Source organism: Loigolactobacillus backii, assembly GCF_001663675.1.
Taxonomy (GTDB): Bacteria; Bacillota; Bacilli; order Lactobacillales; family Lactobacillaceae; genus Loigolactobacillus; species Loigolactobacillus backii.
In genome coordinates, this window is the sequence record NZ_CP014873.1 from 1,905,082 (window position 1) to 1,922,017 (window position 16,936).

General features: G+C 41.3%; 15 protein-coding genes. 13 read left to right on the forward strand and 2 right to left on the reverse strand.

The features are described from left to right. The first annotated feature begins 11 nt into the window (after window positions 1–11). The 11 genes from prmA to tnpC (AYR53_RS08670) all read left to right on the forward strand — a co-directional run bounded on the left by prmA (window position 12) and on the right by tnpC (AYR53_RS08670) (window position 9,814). A complete protein-coding gene (prmA, locus tag AYR53_RS08620) occupies window positions 12–962 on the forward strand; it encodes a 50S ribosomal protein L11 methyltransferase (RefSeq protein ID WP_068224554.1) in 951 nt (316 codons plus the stop codon). Beyond that, the gene (locus tag AYR53_RS08625) at window positions 962–1,708 is read left to right on the forward strand and encodes a 16S rRNA (uracil(1498)-N(3))-methyltransferase (protein ID WP_068224552.1); all 747 of its coding nucleotides are present in this window, start codon (window positions 962–964) and stop codon (window positions 1,706–1,708) included. The genes prmA and AYR53_RS08625 overlap by 1 nt, the downstream gene beginning before the upstream one ends. A gap of 368 nt (window positions 1,709–2,076) precedes the next feature. Continuing rightward, a complete protein-coding gene (locus tag AYR53_RS08630) occupies window positions 2,077–2,421 on the forward strand; it encodes a hypothetical protein (protein WP_068224549.1) in 345 nt (114 codons plus the stop codon). Window positions 2,422–2,524: 103 nt separating this feature from the next. After that, entirely contained in the window at window positions 2,525–4,762 is a 2,238-nt protein-coding gene (locus tag AYR53_RS08635) for a RelA/SpoT family protein (RefSeq protein WP_068280785.1), read from the forward strand. Window positions 4,763–5,001: 239 nt separating this feature from the next. Further along, the gene (dtd, locus tag AYR53_RS08640; RefSeq protein ID WP_068224542.1) at window positions 5,002–5,445 is read left to right on the forward strand and encodes a D-aminoacyl-tRNA deacylase; all 444 of its coding nucleotides are present in this window, start codon (window positions 5,002–5,004) and stop codon (window positions 5,443–5,445) included. A 211-nt stretch (window positions 5,446–5,656) separates the two neighbouring features. After that, the gene (locus AYR53_RS08645; protein WP_068224539.1) at window positions 5,657–6,280 is read left to right on the forward strand and encodes an HAD-IA family hydrolase; all 624 of its coding nucleotides are present in this window, start codon (window positions 5,657–5,659) and stop codon (window positions 6,278–6,280) included. Window positions 6,281–6,361: 81 nt separating this feature from the next. Continuing rightward, window positions 6,362–7,153 carry an AzlC family ABC transporter permease gene (locus AYR53_RS08650; RefSeq protein ID WP_068280776.1) on the forward strand — a complete coding sequence of 264 codons (792 nt, stop codon included), beginning with the start codon at window positions 6,362–6,364 and terminating at the stop codon, window positions 7,151–7,153. Then, window positions 7,143–7,469, forward strand: a complete 327-nt coding sequence (locus tag AYR53_RS08655) for an AzlD domain-containing protein (RefSeq protein ID WP_068224533.1) — start codon at window positions 7,143–7,145, stop codon at window positions 7,467–7,469. The genes AYR53_RS08650 and AYR53_RS08655 overlap by 11 nt, the downstream gene beginning before the upstream one ends. Before the next feature lie 236 nt (window positions 7,470–7,705). Continuing rightward, on the forward strand, window positions 7,706–7,888 hold the full coding sequence (locus AYR53_RS08660) for a hypothetical protein (protein WP_068222411.1): 183 nt from the start codon (window positions 7,706–7,708) through the stop codon (window positions 7,886–7,888). Continuing rightward, complete coding sequence (gene tnpB / locus AYR53_RS08665) at window positions 7,878–8,252, forward strand: IS66 family insertion sequence element accessory protein TnpB (RefSeq protein ID WP_068222408.1); 375 nt, start codon at window positions 7,878–7,880, stop codon at window positions 8,250–8,252. The genes AYR53_RS08660 and tnpB overlap by 11 nt, the downstream gene beginning before the upstream one ends. Before the next feature lie 53 nt (window positions 8,253–8,305). Continuing rightward, on the forward strand, window positions 8,306–9,814 hold the full coding sequence (gene tnpC, locus AYR53_RS08670; RefSeq protein WP_068222405.1) for an IS66 family transposase: 1,509 nt from the start codon (window positions 8,306–8,308) through the stop codon (window positions 9,812–9,814). Window positions 9,815–9,927: 113 nt separating this feature from the next. Here the strand turns inward: tnpC (AYR53_RS08670) and AYR53_RS08675 are convergent, their stop codons facing one another. Further along, window positions 9,928–11,196, reverse strand: coding sequence for an N-acetylmuramoyl-L-alanine amidase (locus tag AYR53_RS08675; RefSeq protein WP_068224529.1), 1,269 nt, complete (start codon window positions 11,194–11,196; stop codon window positions 9,928–9,930). Window positions 11,197–11,843: 647 nt separating this feature from the next. Here AYR53_RS08675 and hisS point away from each other — a divergent pair. Both hisS and aspS read left to right on the forward strand, forming a co-directional pair. Further along, a complete protein-coding gene (hisS, locus tag AYR53_RS08680) occupies window positions 11,844–13,133 on the forward strand; it encodes a histidine--tRNA ligase (protein ID WP_068224527.1) in 1,290 nt (429 codons plus the stop codon). 16 nt (window positions 13,134–13,149) lie between these two features. Beyond that, window positions 13,150–14,928, forward strand: coding sequence for an aspartate--tRNA ligase (gene aspS, locus AYR53_RS08685; protein WP_068224524.1), 1,779 nt, complete (start codon window positions 13,150–13,152; stop codon window positions 14,926–14,928). A gap of 489 nt (window positions 14,929–15,417) precedes the next feature. Here the strand turns inward: aspS and tnpC (AYR53_RS08690) are convergent, their stop codons facing one another. Next, window positions 15,418–16,926 carry an IS66 family transposase gene (gene tnpC / locus AYR53_RS08690; protein ID WP_068222405.1) on the reverse strand — a complete coding sequence of 503 codons (1,509 nt, stop codon included), beginning with the start codon at window positions 16,924–16,926 and terminating at the stop codon, window positions 15,418–15,420. Between the last annotated feature and the right edge of the window lie 10 nt (window positions 16,927–16,936).

Here is a 16,936-nt window from a genome sequence, read left to right on the forward strand (position 1 = left end):
GGGAAAAGATAATGAAGTGGACAGAAGTAACAGTTAAGACCAGTAATGAAGCTGTTGAGGCCGTCGCCAATATTTTAATGGAGGCTGGCGCAACTGGCGTTCAAATAAATAATGCGGCCGATTTCAAACCAATCAGTGTTGGCAAGCACGGCGAGATTTTTGATCCAGCAAAATTACCACATATTCAGTCTGGTGCAGAGGTATCGGCCTATTATCCAGAGACCATTTTTTTGCCAGAATTATTACCCACTATCAAACAGCGTGTGCAGCAGTTACGCCAATATGGACTTGACGCCGGTGCGGGGACCTTAACCACTAGTGCCGTTGATGAGGGTGATTGGGCAACTGCTTGGAAAAAATATTATCATCCGGTTCGGGTGACGCGCTACTTAACGGTTGTACCGAGTTGGGAGAAATATCAGCCCCAACAGGCTCAGGAACAGGTTATTCGGCTAGATCCAGGGATGGCCTTTGGAACTGGAACCCACCCAACAACTAAGTTGACGCTGGAGGCACTTGAAGATAAGGTCCGCGGCGGTGAAACAATGCTTGATGTCGGTACTGGCTCAGGTGTTTTAAGTATTGCGGCCAAATTATTAGGGGTTAAGCAAGTCTTTGCCTACGATTTAGATGAGGTTGCCGTTACTTCCGCTAAAAGTAATTTGGCATTAAACCCAATTGCGGCGGATATTCAGGTAACTGCGAATGATTTATTACAGGGAATTAAACAAAAGGCAGATTTAATTGTGGCTAATATTTTGGCTGAAATCATTGTTCCACTGATTCCACAAGTTAAACCACTTTTAAGGGCCAACGGTTATTTTATTGTGTCCGGTATTATTGTGGACAAGGTAGCGATGATCCGGGAGGCAATGACTGCTAATGGTTTTATTGTTCGGCAACAGCGTAATGAAGGTGATTGGTTTGCTTTAATTGTTCAATTACAGGAGGATGACGCTTAATGCAACGGTATTTTATGACGGCTGACACGCCTCAATTAGGGCAAACGTTCACTTTGGATAGTGAGGCGGCTCATCACGTTATCCGTGTTATGCGAATGGTAGTTGGGGATAAAATTGAAGTTGTTTTTAATGAACAGGTTGCCTTTCAGGCCAAAATCAAGTTCGTTGATGGCAAACAAGTTACTGTGCAATTAGAGAAATCCTTGGTGAGTCAAAGTGAGCTACCTTGTACAGTAACAATTGTTTGCGGGGTTTCTAAAAAGGACAAGGCCGAATGGATTGTTCAAAAGGGAACCGAGATGGGCGCTAGTCAGTTTGTTTTTTTCATGAGCCAGTACGGGGTTGCAAAATGGGATGAAAAAAAACAACCTAAAAAGCAGGAACGGTTGGCCAAAATTGCTTTGGAAGCGGCACGACAATCACACCGCCTAAGTGTTCCCGAAGTGGTGATTTTACCTAATTTAAAGGCGGTTACGTTGTTAGCGAAAGATACAGGTATTGTTGCATACGAAGAGGCGGCCAAGCAAGGCGAAACGGCTCAATTGGTCAAGCAAGTTCAGCAAATGAAGACGGGACAACATTTAGTCGCCGTTTTTGGTCCTGAAGGTGGTTTGGCACCTGCAGAAGTCGCTTTGTTAGAAAATGCGGCGTTTGTTCCAGTTGGTTTGGGGCCTAGAATACTCCGTGCGGAAACAGCCCCGCTTTATTTATTGGCCGCTTTATCCGTTATTTGGGAATTACAGTAATAAATGGTAAAATCTACAGTATTATCTGAATATTAGAAAGTGGTTGAAGGCGGTTAGATTCTGCGCTGTAAATTAAGCGTTATTAGGGAGTGTTGGTCGGACCAAGGTAGATTTGGAGCCGAATCACGGTTAAGAGCACTAATAATCTCCCTGTTGCAGACGTTGGCCATTCGGGTCCTACTAATAAGTTGGTGCCTAGTAAGCGCAAGAATCCGCCTTTAAGACACATCTAAACTAATTTGGTTGCAGAATACTACAAAAAGATGGATTCAGATATTTTTACACTAAAGCGATCAGGTGAATACTAGTAAAAGTAACTTCTAATAAACATCCTAGTCAGAAAATCCAATGAATTGCGAGGCGCTATTTTGACAAAAATAAAACAAATTTTATTAATGCCAGTCACTAGTTACTTTTTAATTAGTTTATTGTTAACTTTTATTTTGCCACTAATTTCACGAGCACTACACATTAGTTCCGTGATTCGAATTGGGTGGGGATTTATAATTGTTAATGGGATTGCGGCCATTTTATTTGGTCTTCAAGTTGCTCGAAAAAAACGGCCAGCTTGGTTAATTTTGATTTTTCCATTTTTATTTACACTTGCAGTTTATTTTTTATACGGAAAATATGCTTATTGGTTCGCCCTAATTTATCTATGCCTTAGCTATTTGAGTTATGGGTTAAAAAAGCCAATCTCAGTTGCAAAATGACTGACCTTAGGTATAATTTAGGTGATTACTGAAAATATTGAGCACGTTGCGTTTTCACGTTATCGTGCTATTTTTGTATCAAAGTAAAAGGGGTGTGGCGGCTATGCCAAAAGATAAAGAATACTCTGCCGATGATATTATGGCGTTGGTTAAGACCTATATGAACTCAGAGCATGTCGCTTTCGTTAAACGGGCGCTTGATTTTGCTACCTACGTCCATCAAGAACAATTTCGGCAGTCCGGGGAGCCTTATATTATCCACCCAATTCAGGTTGCGGCCATTTTGGCTGAACTTGAGATGGATCCGGCAACCGTTGCCTCTGGGTTTTTACATGATGTTGTTGAGGACACAAACGTTACACTAGGCGATATTAAAGAGTTATTTGGTACTGATGTTGCTATTATTGTTGATGGTGTAACAAAATTAAGCAAAATCCAGTACGTTGCTCATAAAGATGCCTTAGCGGAAAATCACCGTAAAATGATTTTAGCGATGGCCAAAGATTTACGGGTAGTCATGGTTAAGTTAGCCGATCGGTTGCATAATATGCGAACATTACAGCATTTACGACCGGATAAACAGCGGCGCATTGCTAATGAGACGTTAGAGATATACGCACCTTTGGCCGATCGTTTAGGGATTAGTCAATTTAAGTGGGAATTAGAAGATATTTCATTGCGTTACCTTAATCCACAACAGTATTACCGAATTGTCCATTTGATGAATTCTAAGCGAACACAGCGGCAGGCCTACATCAACGAGGCTATCACGGAAATCAAGTCATCAATGACTGAGTTCAGTATCAAATACCAAATTTATGGACGGCCAAAACACATTTATTCGATCTATAAAAAAATGCGTGATAAGCACAAACAATTTGAAGAAATTTATGACTTACAGGCAATCCGGGTTATTGTTGATTCGATTAAAGATTGTTATGCCGTTTTAGGTGCCATTCACACTAAATGGAAGCCAATGCCTGGTCGCTTTAAGGACTATATTGCAATGCCTAAGGCCAATATGTACCAATCCATTCATACGACCGTTATTGGGCCTAAAGGTAAGCCGTTGGAAATTCAAATTCGAACAGAAGAAATGCACCAAGTTGCCGAATATGGTGTTGCAGCGCATTGGGCCTATAAAGAAGGCAAACAAGACGAAGTTAAATATGATTCAAATGGTAAGCGCATCGATATGTTCCGGGAGATTTTAGAGCTTGGGGATGAAACTTCTGATGCTGCCGATTTTATGGAGAGTGTTAAGGGTGACATTTTCTCTGACCGGGTTTATGTATTTACACCTAAGGGCGATGTTTACGAACTATCTAAGGGTTCTGGCCCGTTAGATTTTGCCTATACCATTCATACAGAAGTAGGTAATAAAACGATTGGCGCAAAGGTAAACGGCAAAATTGTGCCACTTAATTACCAACTTAAAAATGGGGATATTGTTGATATCTTAACTTCGCCTAATTCTACGCCCAGTCGTGATTGGATTAATTTAGTTAACACCAGTAAGGCCAGAAATAAGATTAAACGCTTTTTCAAACAAGCAGATAAGTCCGAAAATGTTGAAAAGGGCCGGGATATGCTGGAAAAGCAATTGGCCGAAATGGATTTTTTGCCAAAGGATTTCTTAAATCGCGAGACACTTGGTCAAATCCTAGATCGATTTAATTTTAGTACGGAAGAGGAGCTGCTGGCTGCTGTTGGTTATGGTGAACTTTCGCCGTTGGCGGTCAGTAACCGTTTAACTGAAAAGGCGCGTAAGGCACGGGAAAAAGTAGCTCAGGATCAGCAGGCCAAAGCTGTTTTGAATTCGGATGCCAAACCGACCAATCAACAGGCCAAGACTAAAACTAAAGAACAACCCCTAAAAATTAAGCATGAAGGTGGTGTTGTTATTCAAGGGGTCGATAATTTATTGGTTCACTTGAGTAAGTGCTGTAATCCCGTTCCTGGTGATCCAATTGTGGGGTACGTGACCAAGGGACGTGGCGTTTCGATTCACCGAACCGACTGTCCTAATGTGCAAAATGCCCAAGATGCTGAAAATCGTTTAATTGAGGTTGAGTGGGAAGATACGGGGGCCAAGGGTGTTAGTTATGATACTAATTTGGAAATTTATGGCTATAATCGTTCAGGCCTGCTCAACGATGTTTTACAGAATTTAAATTCACAAACTAAAAACCTAACCTCAGTTAGTGGCAAGGTTGACCATGATAACATGGCAACCATCCACGTGACCGTTGCGATTACAAATTTGGCACATCTAACCCGGCTGATTGATAGCATCAAAAATATTCCTGATGTTTATAGTGTTAGACGGGCCAGCGAATAAGAGTAGTGATGAAACAAATGGTGGTACTCTTAAAAAATCACGCTTAATTAATAAAGAACACCAAACAATTTAGTTTTGGGGTATCCGCAATAAAATAGGATTTAAACAGAGCTTTTTTAAAAGTGATCCGCAAACGTAACTGATTTCCTCGTCAGAATTTGGTACGATGAAGGAGTGCCTTTGAAATAGCTCTTTTTTTAGTGGCTCAAATTTAAGAAACTTACCAGGGGGAATTTTTAATGCGTGTCGTTTTACAGCGCGTTCGTTCGGCACAGGTGACAATTGAACGGCAAGTCGTTGGGGCCATCAAACGTGGTTATTTAGTGTTGGTTGCTTTTTCCGATGCAGATCAGCAGGCCGATTTAGATTATTTAGTTCATAAAATTATTAAATTACGTGTTTTTGAAGATGAGCAGGGTAAAATGAATTGCTCACTAGAACAAGTTGGCGGCGCGATCTTGTCGGTTTCGCAGTTTACGCTTTATGCGGATACCAAAAAGGGTAACCGGCCGAGCTTTCAAGGTGCTGGTGATCCAGCGCGTTCAAAGATGTTATACCGGAAATTTAATCAAGCCTTAGCCCAATCGGTTCCCGTTGAAACGGGAGAGTTTGGTGCTGATATGCAGGTCGAATTGGTTAATGATGGCCCGGTGACTATTTTATTTGATACTGAGAATAAATGAACTGGCAGTGGTTAAAGTGTGTTTTTAACTCATCCGGCGTAAAATGTTTCTGCAAGAACGTATTTCTAAAAACGATTTTCTAGTGTTCTTTTAAATATTTAAAAAAAGCGCTTAATTAGTTAATTTTACCGTTAGTCAATTAAAAAGATATTTACAGAAAATTTAAAAAACGTTATGCTAGTTCTAGACTTTTGAAGGAGTGGTTTAACTGATGTTAGATTCTGTCATTTGGGACTTTGATGGTACTTTATACGATACATACCCAATTATTTTAAAATCATTACAAAAAACACTTCAGGAATTTAATATTCAGGTTGAAGATGGCGAACTTTATCGTCTGATTAAAGTTCGTTCGGTTCACTATGCAATTCAACATTTTAGCGAATTAAAGGGTTTGTCTAATGAACAGGTCAAGGCGCGGTATCATGAAATTGAGGAAGACCGGCAGCTTGAGCCAAAGCCACTTAAGGGTGCACTGGAAACTTGTCAGGCAGTGATCGATAAAGGTGGCCGCAATTTTTTGTTAACACACCGTGATCGCGGAGCAATTCGTTTTCTTGAACATGACGGCTTGGCTGAATTATTCACTGATTTTGTTACCAGTGATCAACACTTTAAGCGTAAGCCGGACCCAGAGTCATTAATATATTTAATTAGTCGTTATCAATTAAAGGCGGCAAATACGATTATGGTTGGTGATCGGCCATTAGATGTTGAGGCCGGCTTAAATGCTGGCGTTAAAGCCTGCTTTTATGATATTGATGCTTTTCATGGCGTCAGTAACGCAACAATTACAATTGATCAATTGACTGATTTGATACCTTACATTGGTTAAACGGTTAATTAAGACTACAAATTGGCAAAAGGGATATGTTATAATCACCTAGGTTTATTGCATGAATCTGGAGGCAGACTTTTGAATGAAGTAGATGAAGAAAATCAAGGTTGGCTAGTAGTTTTTAAGATTGCGTTGCCACTTTGTTTAAGCTATATTCCGATCGGGTTAGCGTGTGGTATTTTACTACATTCTTCCGGTTTCAATATTCTTTTGACTGGGCTTGTTTCAATTCTTGTTTTTTCAGGAGGTGCCCAGTTTTTAATCGCCTCAATGTTGGCGATTCACGCACCTTTATTACAAGTACTTCTAATGTTACTTTTTCTGGAACTTCGCTATGCCTTACTTTCGGCTAGTTTATCGCCCTTTATGAAAAAAGAATCACTGGGATTTTTAGTGTACTTTGCAAGTTCAATGAATGATGAAAATTATGCGATTAATTACCTTAAGTTTGCAACTGATAAGAATTGGAATGGGCATAAGGCAGTAATGGTTAATCATTACTCAATGCTTTTTTGGACCGTTAGTAATATGATTGGCTCGACAATTGGTAATTTAATCCACTTTGACGTTAATATTGTTAATTTTACTTTAACTGCACTATTTGGTTACATGATGGTTATGCAAGTTAAAAACTGGCTATCGATTGGTGTCGCTGCTTTATCAGGGATGTTATCGGTTTGGTTGATGATTGTCCTTAAAAGTACAATGGGCTTGGTAATTGCCACCCTAATTGCTTCTTTTGTTGGTTTTCTGATTGAACATAGTTTAGAGGGGCATAAGCACGCCTTCTTATTGCGTGGACTGCATCTTCACCGAAGAAAGGGTCAATTTACGGATGTAAAGGAGACGAGCGACAACCATGAGGACTAACGGTGACTATTTATTACTGATTATTTTAGCGGCGATTGTTGCTTTTATTCCGCGAGTTGTACCATTACTTTACTTTACCAAGCGTAAAATTCCGGCCTGGTTTGATGAATGGATGAAGTACATTCCAGTCGCCTTGTTTACTGCTTTAATAGCAAAAGATGTGTTTGTTACTTCTACATACACGTTTAACGTTAATAGTGCCGCGGAGGTTATTTCAACCTTGTTGGTTTTTTTGATTGCGGCACGAACAAAATCAATGGGGATCACGGTAATTGCCGGACTGATCTCAATTCTAATTTTTTCGTACGTTTTGTAGTAGGACTGCAAAATTATGATATTTTGGTTGTGAAGCATTAATTCTAATACAATCTAGCAAAAGAGGCCCGGACAAAAGTCCTAGCCTCTTTTTGATTCTGAACATTACTTTAGAACGTGAACTAAGACTTGTGTCCCACTCCAATTCTTTGTAAGCAGTAAATAACTGACCGACTTCAAAAATAATTTAATTCAAGTTATGATTGCCTCATCAAATAATTGGTGAAGTGATTTTTATTGGATAAACCGGATATTGTTCAAATTAAAATGGATCATTCTGGTTCTCAATCGCGATCTACTATGGCAACAAAAGCCCTGCAAATTAGAGTTGATGCTAATAAATCGGTCGTAGTTTACAATCGAATTAACAACTATATTTTAGAGGCAGTTTTAAAGGCGGTGTTCGCTGGTGATAATTGATCAACGACAGATTCAACAGGTCTTTTTAGTTTGTGGAAAAACCGATTTACGTCGGGGAATCGATGGTTTAGCTGGTGTTATCCAAGATCAATTTGATTTAGATCCATACAATCGCGCCTTATATTTATTCTGTGGAACCAGAAAAGACCGTTTTAAGGCCTTATTTTGGGACGGTGATGGTTTTTTATTACTTTATAAGCGGATCGAAAACGGTCGACTTCAATGGCCGACTGATCAGAATGCACTCCGTAAATTAAATTCTAAACAGTTGACACGATTACTCAGTGGTTGGTCATTAGACGCGACAATTCATCAAACATGTCCGCCTGGACATGAAAGAAGAAAAAATAACTATCCAAATTAGTGTAAGACATGGTAAACTCAATTCAACAAATACGGATTGAGTGGATAAAGCTAATGACACCCGAAGAAGAAATTATAGCGCTACGTAAGCAAGTCGCGGAACTAACTGAAATGGTTGCCTACTTGACTAAAAAAATTTACGGTCAAAAATCAGAACAAATTGATCCTAACCAACTGTCACTACTAGAAGGTAATGACGGTGTTTTTATCACGCCAGAGCAACCTGGCCAACAAAGCGACGCAGATCAAGTACCGGCAAAGAAAAAGCGCAAAAAGACACGGCAAGAAACTCTAAGTCGTGATTTACCAGTAAGAGAAACTGTTATTGATCTACCAACGCAACAATGTGCCTATGGGCACGAGTTGACACCGGTTGGGAAAAAGTTTGTTCGTGAAGAGGTGCATTTCATTCCGGCCAAACTTTATCGAGAACATATTTATACGCAAACCTATAAGTGTTCTGAATGTGAGCTTGAAGCTGGCAGCGCTCATTTGGTGCAAGCCCAAACGCCAGTCGCTTTAATTCCGCATAGTCTCGCCTCGGCTTCGTTAGTCGCGGAGATCATTCATAAAAAGTTTCTATTGGCAACACCACTATACCGACAGTTAGCAGATTGGCAGCGCTTGGGTATTGCGTTATCAGAGGCAACAATCTCAAACTGGATTATCAAAACGAGTCAGTTGGTCGAACCAATTTATAATTTATTACAGCAGCGACTCAGCAACCAACGTTATTTACAGGGTGACGAAACACCGATGCAGGTGTTACGTGAGCCTGGTAAAACAGCAGCCGCTAAATCATATATGTGGGTGGCTAGAACAGTAAAACAAAGTCCGCAGCAAATCATTTTTTATGCTTATGGCAGTACGCGTTCAGGAACCTTTGCGCAAAAGTTATATCGGAACTTTACCGGCATCCTGCAGTGTGATGGCTATACCGGCTATAATCTGTTAGAAAATAGTGTTACGCGTATCGGTTGTTGGGCGCATGTGCGCCGTAAGTTTTACGATGCCACCCAAGCTAATGGTAAGCCAATTAGCAGTGTTCCCTTAGCGCTAATTGACGAGATGTTTGCCTTGGAGCGTCAATGGCAACATTTTTCGCCCCGGGTACGTCGTCGAAGACGCCGTAGTAAAGTGCGTAAATTATTGAAGCGATTCTGGCAGTGGATCGATTCGGCCGACGTATTACCTAAATCACGTTTGGGTAAAGCCGTCACTTACGCGATCGATCAACGATCTACACTAGAGCGGCTAGTCAACGTTGGTATCATGGACTGGAGTAATAATGCGGCGGAGCGCAATATGAAGAGCCTGGTGATTGGTCGAAAGAACTGGCTCTTCAGTACCAGCCAAGCAGGCGCAAGATCAACGGCTATTTGGTTAACTTTAGTGGAAAGTGCTAAAGCTAACGGGCTTGATCCGCGAGGCTATATCACCTATTTATTAAAAACAATGCCCCAACACCCTAGTTTCACCGATTTGGCCCAGCTAGAGGGTTATTTACCATGGAATTATTCTGGGGCAAGACATCAAGATAGAAATAAAGCGTCAAATGAATAGAAGCCAGAAATAGTGGCGTAATGTAAAAGACAAACCGATTTCTCAATTTCGAGAAGCCGGTTTGCCTTTTTTAAACGGTCGATTATTTACTGCTTACGATTCTTTGAACTCATTTATTGCTTGAAATAATGACTGAGGCCTTGATAAACATCTGTTGCTACTTGTTTTTGATAGGCCTTTTCTTGAATTTCACGATAATCATGTTTGTTATTAATGTAGCCTAGCTCTAACAAGACGGCAGGGCGGGTATTATCCCGTAAGACTAGAAAATTACCAAAATCGGTGCCACGGTTGTTAAGTGGTAGTTGTTTTAATTGTTGATCAAGTGCCTTAGCAAGGGCCAAATCCTTTTTCTTTTTGTAGTAGTAAGTTGTTGTACCGCTACCAGTATTTGCAGTCTCGCTAGAATCAAAGTGAATACTGATAAAAGCATCAGCGTGCACCCGTTTAGCAATTGCTGGTCGTGGGGATAGGCCGACGTACTTATCTTTGTTTCGGGTTAAGATAACGCGGGCCCCGGCCGATCTTAGCCGAGCCGCAATCGCCTTAGCGGTGGCCAACGTAAATGTTTTTTCATAAGTCTTTTTTAACGAGATAGCACCAGAGTCACGGCCACCATGCCCGGGATCGAGAACAATCGTTGCCTCGGATAGATTTGTTGCATTGTTAGGAGTTGTGCTATTAAGATTGACTAGCCAATTTGCGATGTAACCCGTTTGTCCTGCTGCTGTTTTGACCTTGTACCAATCGCCATCCGTGGCAATATAGGTTAAATTAGCCTGTTTTTTAAGGGTTGCTATGATCTGGTGGTTAATTGCCGGGCCAGTCCGTAACTTTGCTTGATCAGAGCGAACGGTCATCGTTTTGATTGTTGGATCGACAGTTTGGGTTTGCTGGTTGTTGTTTTGTTGGGTGATGGTGTGACTTGGTAACCAAGCAACCGTATTTTTAAAAATGATCTGGGACCAAGCACCTTGTTGGTAAATAATCGTGACGGGAGTATTGGCTGTCATCGTACCTAATATTTGACTAGAACTATCGGGGTGTTCACGGGCATAGATCGTTTCATTCATTGTGCCTTTTTGATTGGCAGCCGAACTCACTTCACTGTTATTAACCAACCAGCTTGCTACCCAACCAATTTTGTCACTTGCTAGGCGAACCTGGTACCAACCGTTTTTAGTTGTTATAATATGAATCTTGGCACCGTGTTTTAATTGAGTCATGGTGTCATAGGCCAAACCCGGTCCCATCCGGACGTTCACGCGGCTTGCCTGAACGGTTATCGTTTTACTTGCAGCGGTTACCGATTGATTAACCAGTAAAATTAAGGTGACACAGGCTAATAGTAGAATTATGCAGTGTACGAATCGTCTTAGCATTCTTGTGTCACCTTCCGAATTGATTTATAGCCATTATAACAAATAAACACGATAATGGGTTATGACTTAAATTTACTGGCAACAAATACTGAAAACAAACTTGACTTTCAAAACAATATTCGGTAACGTAAAAACTGAATTATAAAGGCCAATGAGGAAGATAAATTCGTTCAGAACTTTTTACAGAAAAGTGGGTTTGCTGAAAGCCACTAAAAGTTAGCACTAATTTGACACTTCTTAGGTTAGACGTCAGTCTCGCGACCCAGCGATATGGGGTAAGTTATATTTAAGGTGGTACCGTGCTAATTCAGCACCCTTGTCAAAGCGACAGGGGTGTTTTTTCGTTTCCACCAGGAAAAGATGCCTGAATGTCGTTAAGTGCGCACAGTGAGCATTATATCGAGTTTGAGTGTTACGTGGAGAATAGACTCAGGCGTGGTGGCTTAGCTGTAGTTAGGCACGTGAACCTAAACCTTTGGTGCACGTTATAGAGTAATGCTCGGAATAGTAGAGGGTTAGAACTTTTGTCCCAGCCGCAAAATTTCCGGGCTAAATAGTTTAACTAGTTCACGCCAAACGCTAGAAGAATAATGAGTTAGCGGATCCGTACGCAATAAAGTGAAAATAATAAGGAGGAATTCGAAAAAATGGCATACCAACGACCAAAGGGAACCGCCGATATTTTACCAGGCGAGTCTGAAAAATGGCAGTACGTTGAACAAACAGCGCGGGATGTTTTTAAGGCTTACCAATTTAAAGAAATTCGAACGCCAATGTTTGAAAATTTTGATGTTTTTTCCCGTTCCGTAGGCGATACTTCAGATATTGTCACAAAAGAAATGTATGATTTCTTCGATAAAGGTGATCGTCACATTGTTTTACGACCAGAGGGAACAGCAGGTGTTGTTCGGGCTTACGTTGAAAATAAGCTTTACGGACCTGAACATCAAAAGCCGGTTAAGGTTTACTATATGGGACCAATGTTCCGTTATGAACGGCCCCAATCTGGACGTATGCGTGAATTTCACCAACTTGGTGTAGAAGCTTTTGGGAGTGAAAGCCCGGCCATTGATGTTGAAACAATTGCCATGGCGCTACAATTATTGAAACAATTTGGTTTGAAGGATTTAAAGCTAGTGATCAATACGTTAGGGGATTTGGAAACTAGACAAGCATACCGCCAGGCATTAATTGACTTTTTAGAACCACATTTTGCCGAACTTAGTGCTGATTCCAAAGAACGTTTGCACAAAAACCCACTACGCGTTTTAGACAGCAAGGATAAGCATGATCAAGAAATTGTCAAGGACGCCCCATCTATTTTGGATTACCTTGATGAGACTTCAACTGCTCACTTTACTACTGTTAAGCAAATGCTGGAGTCACTTGGCATTGACTATGAAATTGATGCAAATATGGTGCGCGGGCTTGATTATTATAACCACACAATCTTTGAAATTATGTCGAATTCTAAGGCCTTTGGCGGTAATTACATGACAGTTTGTGCAGGCGGTCGCTACAATGGTCTAGTGAGTGAATTAGGTGGCCCTGATGCTCCAGGGTTTGGCTTTGGCCTGGGAGTTGAACGGCTGCTGCTAATTATGGCGGCTGATGAGGTACCGTTACCAGTTGATGACCAATTGGATGTTTACTTGGTTGGAATTGGTGCTGCTGCTGCTCCGGCGACCTTAAAATTAATTCAGGCAATTCGTGGAGCAGGTTTCTCTGCTGAACGTGATTATTTAGACCGTAAACCTAAGGCCCAGTTTAAAACGGCCAACCGCTTAAATGCCAAAGTCGTTATTACGGTTGGTGACAGCGAATTAGCGGCTAAGGCTGCCAACTTAAAAAATATGGCAACGGGGGAAGAAACCACCGTTCCATTTACAGAAATTGAATCAGATTTTAAAGCTATTTTTAAGACCGCAGTTAAATAAGAGGAGTGAATTGGTAGTGGATAAACGAACAACGTACGCTGGTTTAGTTGATGAGGCCTTTGTTGGCCAGGAAGTTACTTTGATGGGTTGGGTTCAAAAACGCCGTAATCTCGGTAATTTGATTTTTATTGATTTGCGTGATCGCGAAGGTATCGTGCAGTTAGTCTATAGTCAGGAATTCGATCATGATGCGTGGGCAGTAGCTGATAGTATGCGCTCTGAATACGTTATTGAGGCCAAGGGCAAGGTTGTTAAACGTGCTGACGACGCAATCAATCCTTCTATGAAGACGGGGAAGGTTGAAGTCGAAATTCATGACACAGAAATTCTGAATAAGGCTAAAACGCCACCATTTTATATTGAGGATAATATTAATGTTTCGGCCGATTTACGTTTGCAATACCGGTACCTTGATTTACGGCGACCAGAAATGCAGAAGGGTTTACGGATCCGGAATAGTATCACTAAGGCGGCTCATCGTTATTTAGATAATAATGGTTTCTTAGATATTGAAACACCTGATTTAACTAAATCAACACCTGAGGGGGCCCGGGATTATTTGGTACCTTCACGTGTTTATCCTGGTCATTTTTACGCTTTACCACAGTCGCCGCAATTATTTAAACAGTTATTAATGGGTGCCGGTTTTGATCGTTATTATCAATTGGCCCGTTGTTTCCGGGATGAGGATTTACGTGGTGATCGGCAACCAGAATTTACGCAAATTGATATGGAGACTAGCTTTTTAAGTGCGGAAGAGATTCAAAGTTTAACTGAGGGTTTGCTGAAGGAAGTTATGCAAGAAACCAAAGGTATTGAGATTAAAACACCAATTCCACGGATTACTTGGAACGAGGCCCAGGCTCGCTTTGGTTCAGACAAACCGGATATGCGTTTTGGAATGGAATTACAAGATTTATCGGATTTAATGAAGGATACTGATTTTAAGGTTTTCAGTAACGCAATCGCAGCTGGCGGTCAGGTTAAAGCAATTTGCGTCCCTGGTGCGGCTGAAAAATATTCACGTAAGGATATTGATAAGATTCAAGATTACGTTAAGCGTTTTGGTGCTCAGGGATTGGCTTGGTTGAAAGTAACCGAAGATAGCTACAGCGGCCCAATTGCAAAATTCTTTAAAGAACAAGCAACTGAAATTAATGAACGGCTGGGTGCTAAAACAGGGGACCTAATTCTATTTGCGGCCGATCGTAAAAAAGTTGTTGCCGATACATTGGGTTATTTGCGAACCTTCTTTGCCCATGAGCTTGATCTAATTGATGAATCGAAGTACGCCTTTATCTGGGTGGTTGATTGGCCACTGTTTGAATATGATGAAGGAATTCACCGTTGGACGGCCGCACATCATCCATTCACAATGCCTAACGAAGAAGATATTCATTATTTAAACGAGGGTGAGGATCCGCATCAGGCCCACGCCCAGAGCTATGATATTGTCTTAAATGGCTATGAACTTGGTGGTGGTTCAATTCGTATTCATAACCGCGATCTTCAAGAAAAGATGTTGCGTGCATTGAACTTTACTAAAGAACAAGCACAAGAACGCTTTGGTTTCTTGCTGAATGCCTTAGAATACGGTTTTCCACCACATGGCGGCCTAGCTATTGGCTTAGATCGTTTCGCAATGTTACTGTCAGGCCGTGATAATATTCGCGACGTCATTGCCTTTCCTAAGAATTCTAAGGCCGGGGATCCGTTGACCAACGCGCCGGGCAAGGTTTCGACGAAGCAATTATTAGATCTTGATCTTAGTGTTTACGATCAAAATAAAGAATAAAAAAGCTGATAGTTTAGTGCGTATTTAAAAAATAGAATCTATTCTCAAAATCTATGTTTACATTAAGTTAGTCAGGTAAATACTTTTGTTAGTATTCTCCCGACTAACCTGGTGTAAAAGTATTTGAAAAAGCAGGCCCTTGCGATTGCCATAGTTGAATGGTCATCGTATGAAGCATCAAGATTATTAGCGTATTTGGCCGCAATTCGGATTTCGGTTTATTTTAGTCCGATCGACAACGCTAGTAAGGTTTAGAATCTGGGCGCTTTTCCAAACACTTCTTAGATCGAGTTAAAAATAAGGACAGTCCACAATTAGCCTTAAAAAGGGTGTTGGGGGCTGTTTTTCTTGTCTATTACTATATGCTTATTTATGGCATTAGTTGTTGTTTCGTAAGCAGTAAATAATCGACCGTTTAAAAAAGGCAAACCGGCTTCTCGAAATTGAGAAATCGGTTTGTCTTTTACATTACGCCACTATTTCTGGCTTCTATTCATTTGACGCTTTATTTCTATCTTGATGTCTTGCCCCAGAATAATTCCATGGTAAATAACCCTCTAGCTGGGCCAAATCGGTGAAACTAGGGTGTTGGGGCATTGTTTTTAATAAATAGGTGATATAGCCTCGCGGATCAAGCCCGTTAGCTTTAGCACTTTCCACTAAAGTTAACCAAATAGCCGTTGATCTTGCGCCTGCTTGGCTGGTACTGAAGAGCCAGTTCTTTCGACCAATCACCAGGCTCTTCATATTGCGCTCCGCCGCATTATTACTCCAGTCCATGATACCAACGTTGACTAGCCGCTCTAGTGTAGATCGTTGATCGATCGCGTAAGTGACGGCTTTACCCAAACGTGATTTAGGTAATACGTCGGCCGAATCGATCCACTGCCAGAATCGCTTCAATAATTTACGCACTTTACTACGGCGTCTTCGACGACGTACCCGGGGCGAAAAATGTTGCCATTGACGCTCCAAGGCAAACATCTCGTCAATTAGCGCTAAGGGAACACTGCTAATTGGCTTACCATTAGCTTGGGTGGCATCGTAAAACTTACGGCGCACATGCGCCCAACAACCGATACGCGTAACACTATTTTCTAACAGATTATAGCCGGTATAGCCATCACACTGCAGGATGCCGGTAAAGTTCCGATATAACTTTTGCGCAAAGGTTCCTGAACGCGTACTGCCATAAGCATAAAAAATGATTTGCTGCGGACTTTGTTTTACTGTTCTAGCCACCCACATATATGATTTAGCGGCTGCTGTTTTACCAGGCTCACGTAACACCTGCATCGGTGTTTCGTCACCCTGTAAATAACGTTGGTTGCTGAGTCGCTGCTGTAATAAATTATAAATTGGTTCGACCAACTGACTCGTTTTGATAATCCAGTTTGAGATTGTTGCCTCTGATAACGCAATACCCAAGCGCTGCCAATCTGCTAACTGTCGGTATAGTGGTGTTGCCAATAGAAACTTTTTATGAATGATCTCCGCGACTAACGAAGCCGAGGCGAGACTATGCGGAATTAAAGCGACTGGCGTTTGGGCTTGCACCAAATGAGCGCTGCCAGCTTCAAGCTCACATTCAGAACACTTATAGGTTTGCGTATAAATATGTTCTCGATAAAGTTTGGCCGGAATGAAATGCACCTCTTCACGAACAAACTTTTTCCCAACCGGTGTCAACTCGTGCCCATAGGCACATTGTTGCGTTGGTAGATCAATAACAGTTTCTCTTACTGGTAAATCACGACTTAGAGTTTCTTGCCGTGTCTTTTTGCGCTTTTTCTTTGCCGGTACTTGATCTGCGTCGCTTTGTTGGCCAGGTTGCTCTGGCGTGATAAAAACACCGTCATTACCTTCTAGTAGTGACAGTTGGTTAGGATCAATTTGTTCTGATTTTTGACCGTAAATTTTTTTAGTCAAGTAGGCAACCATTTCAGTTAGTTCCGCGACTTGCTTACGTAGCGCTATAATTTCTTCTTCGGGTGTCATTAGCTTTATC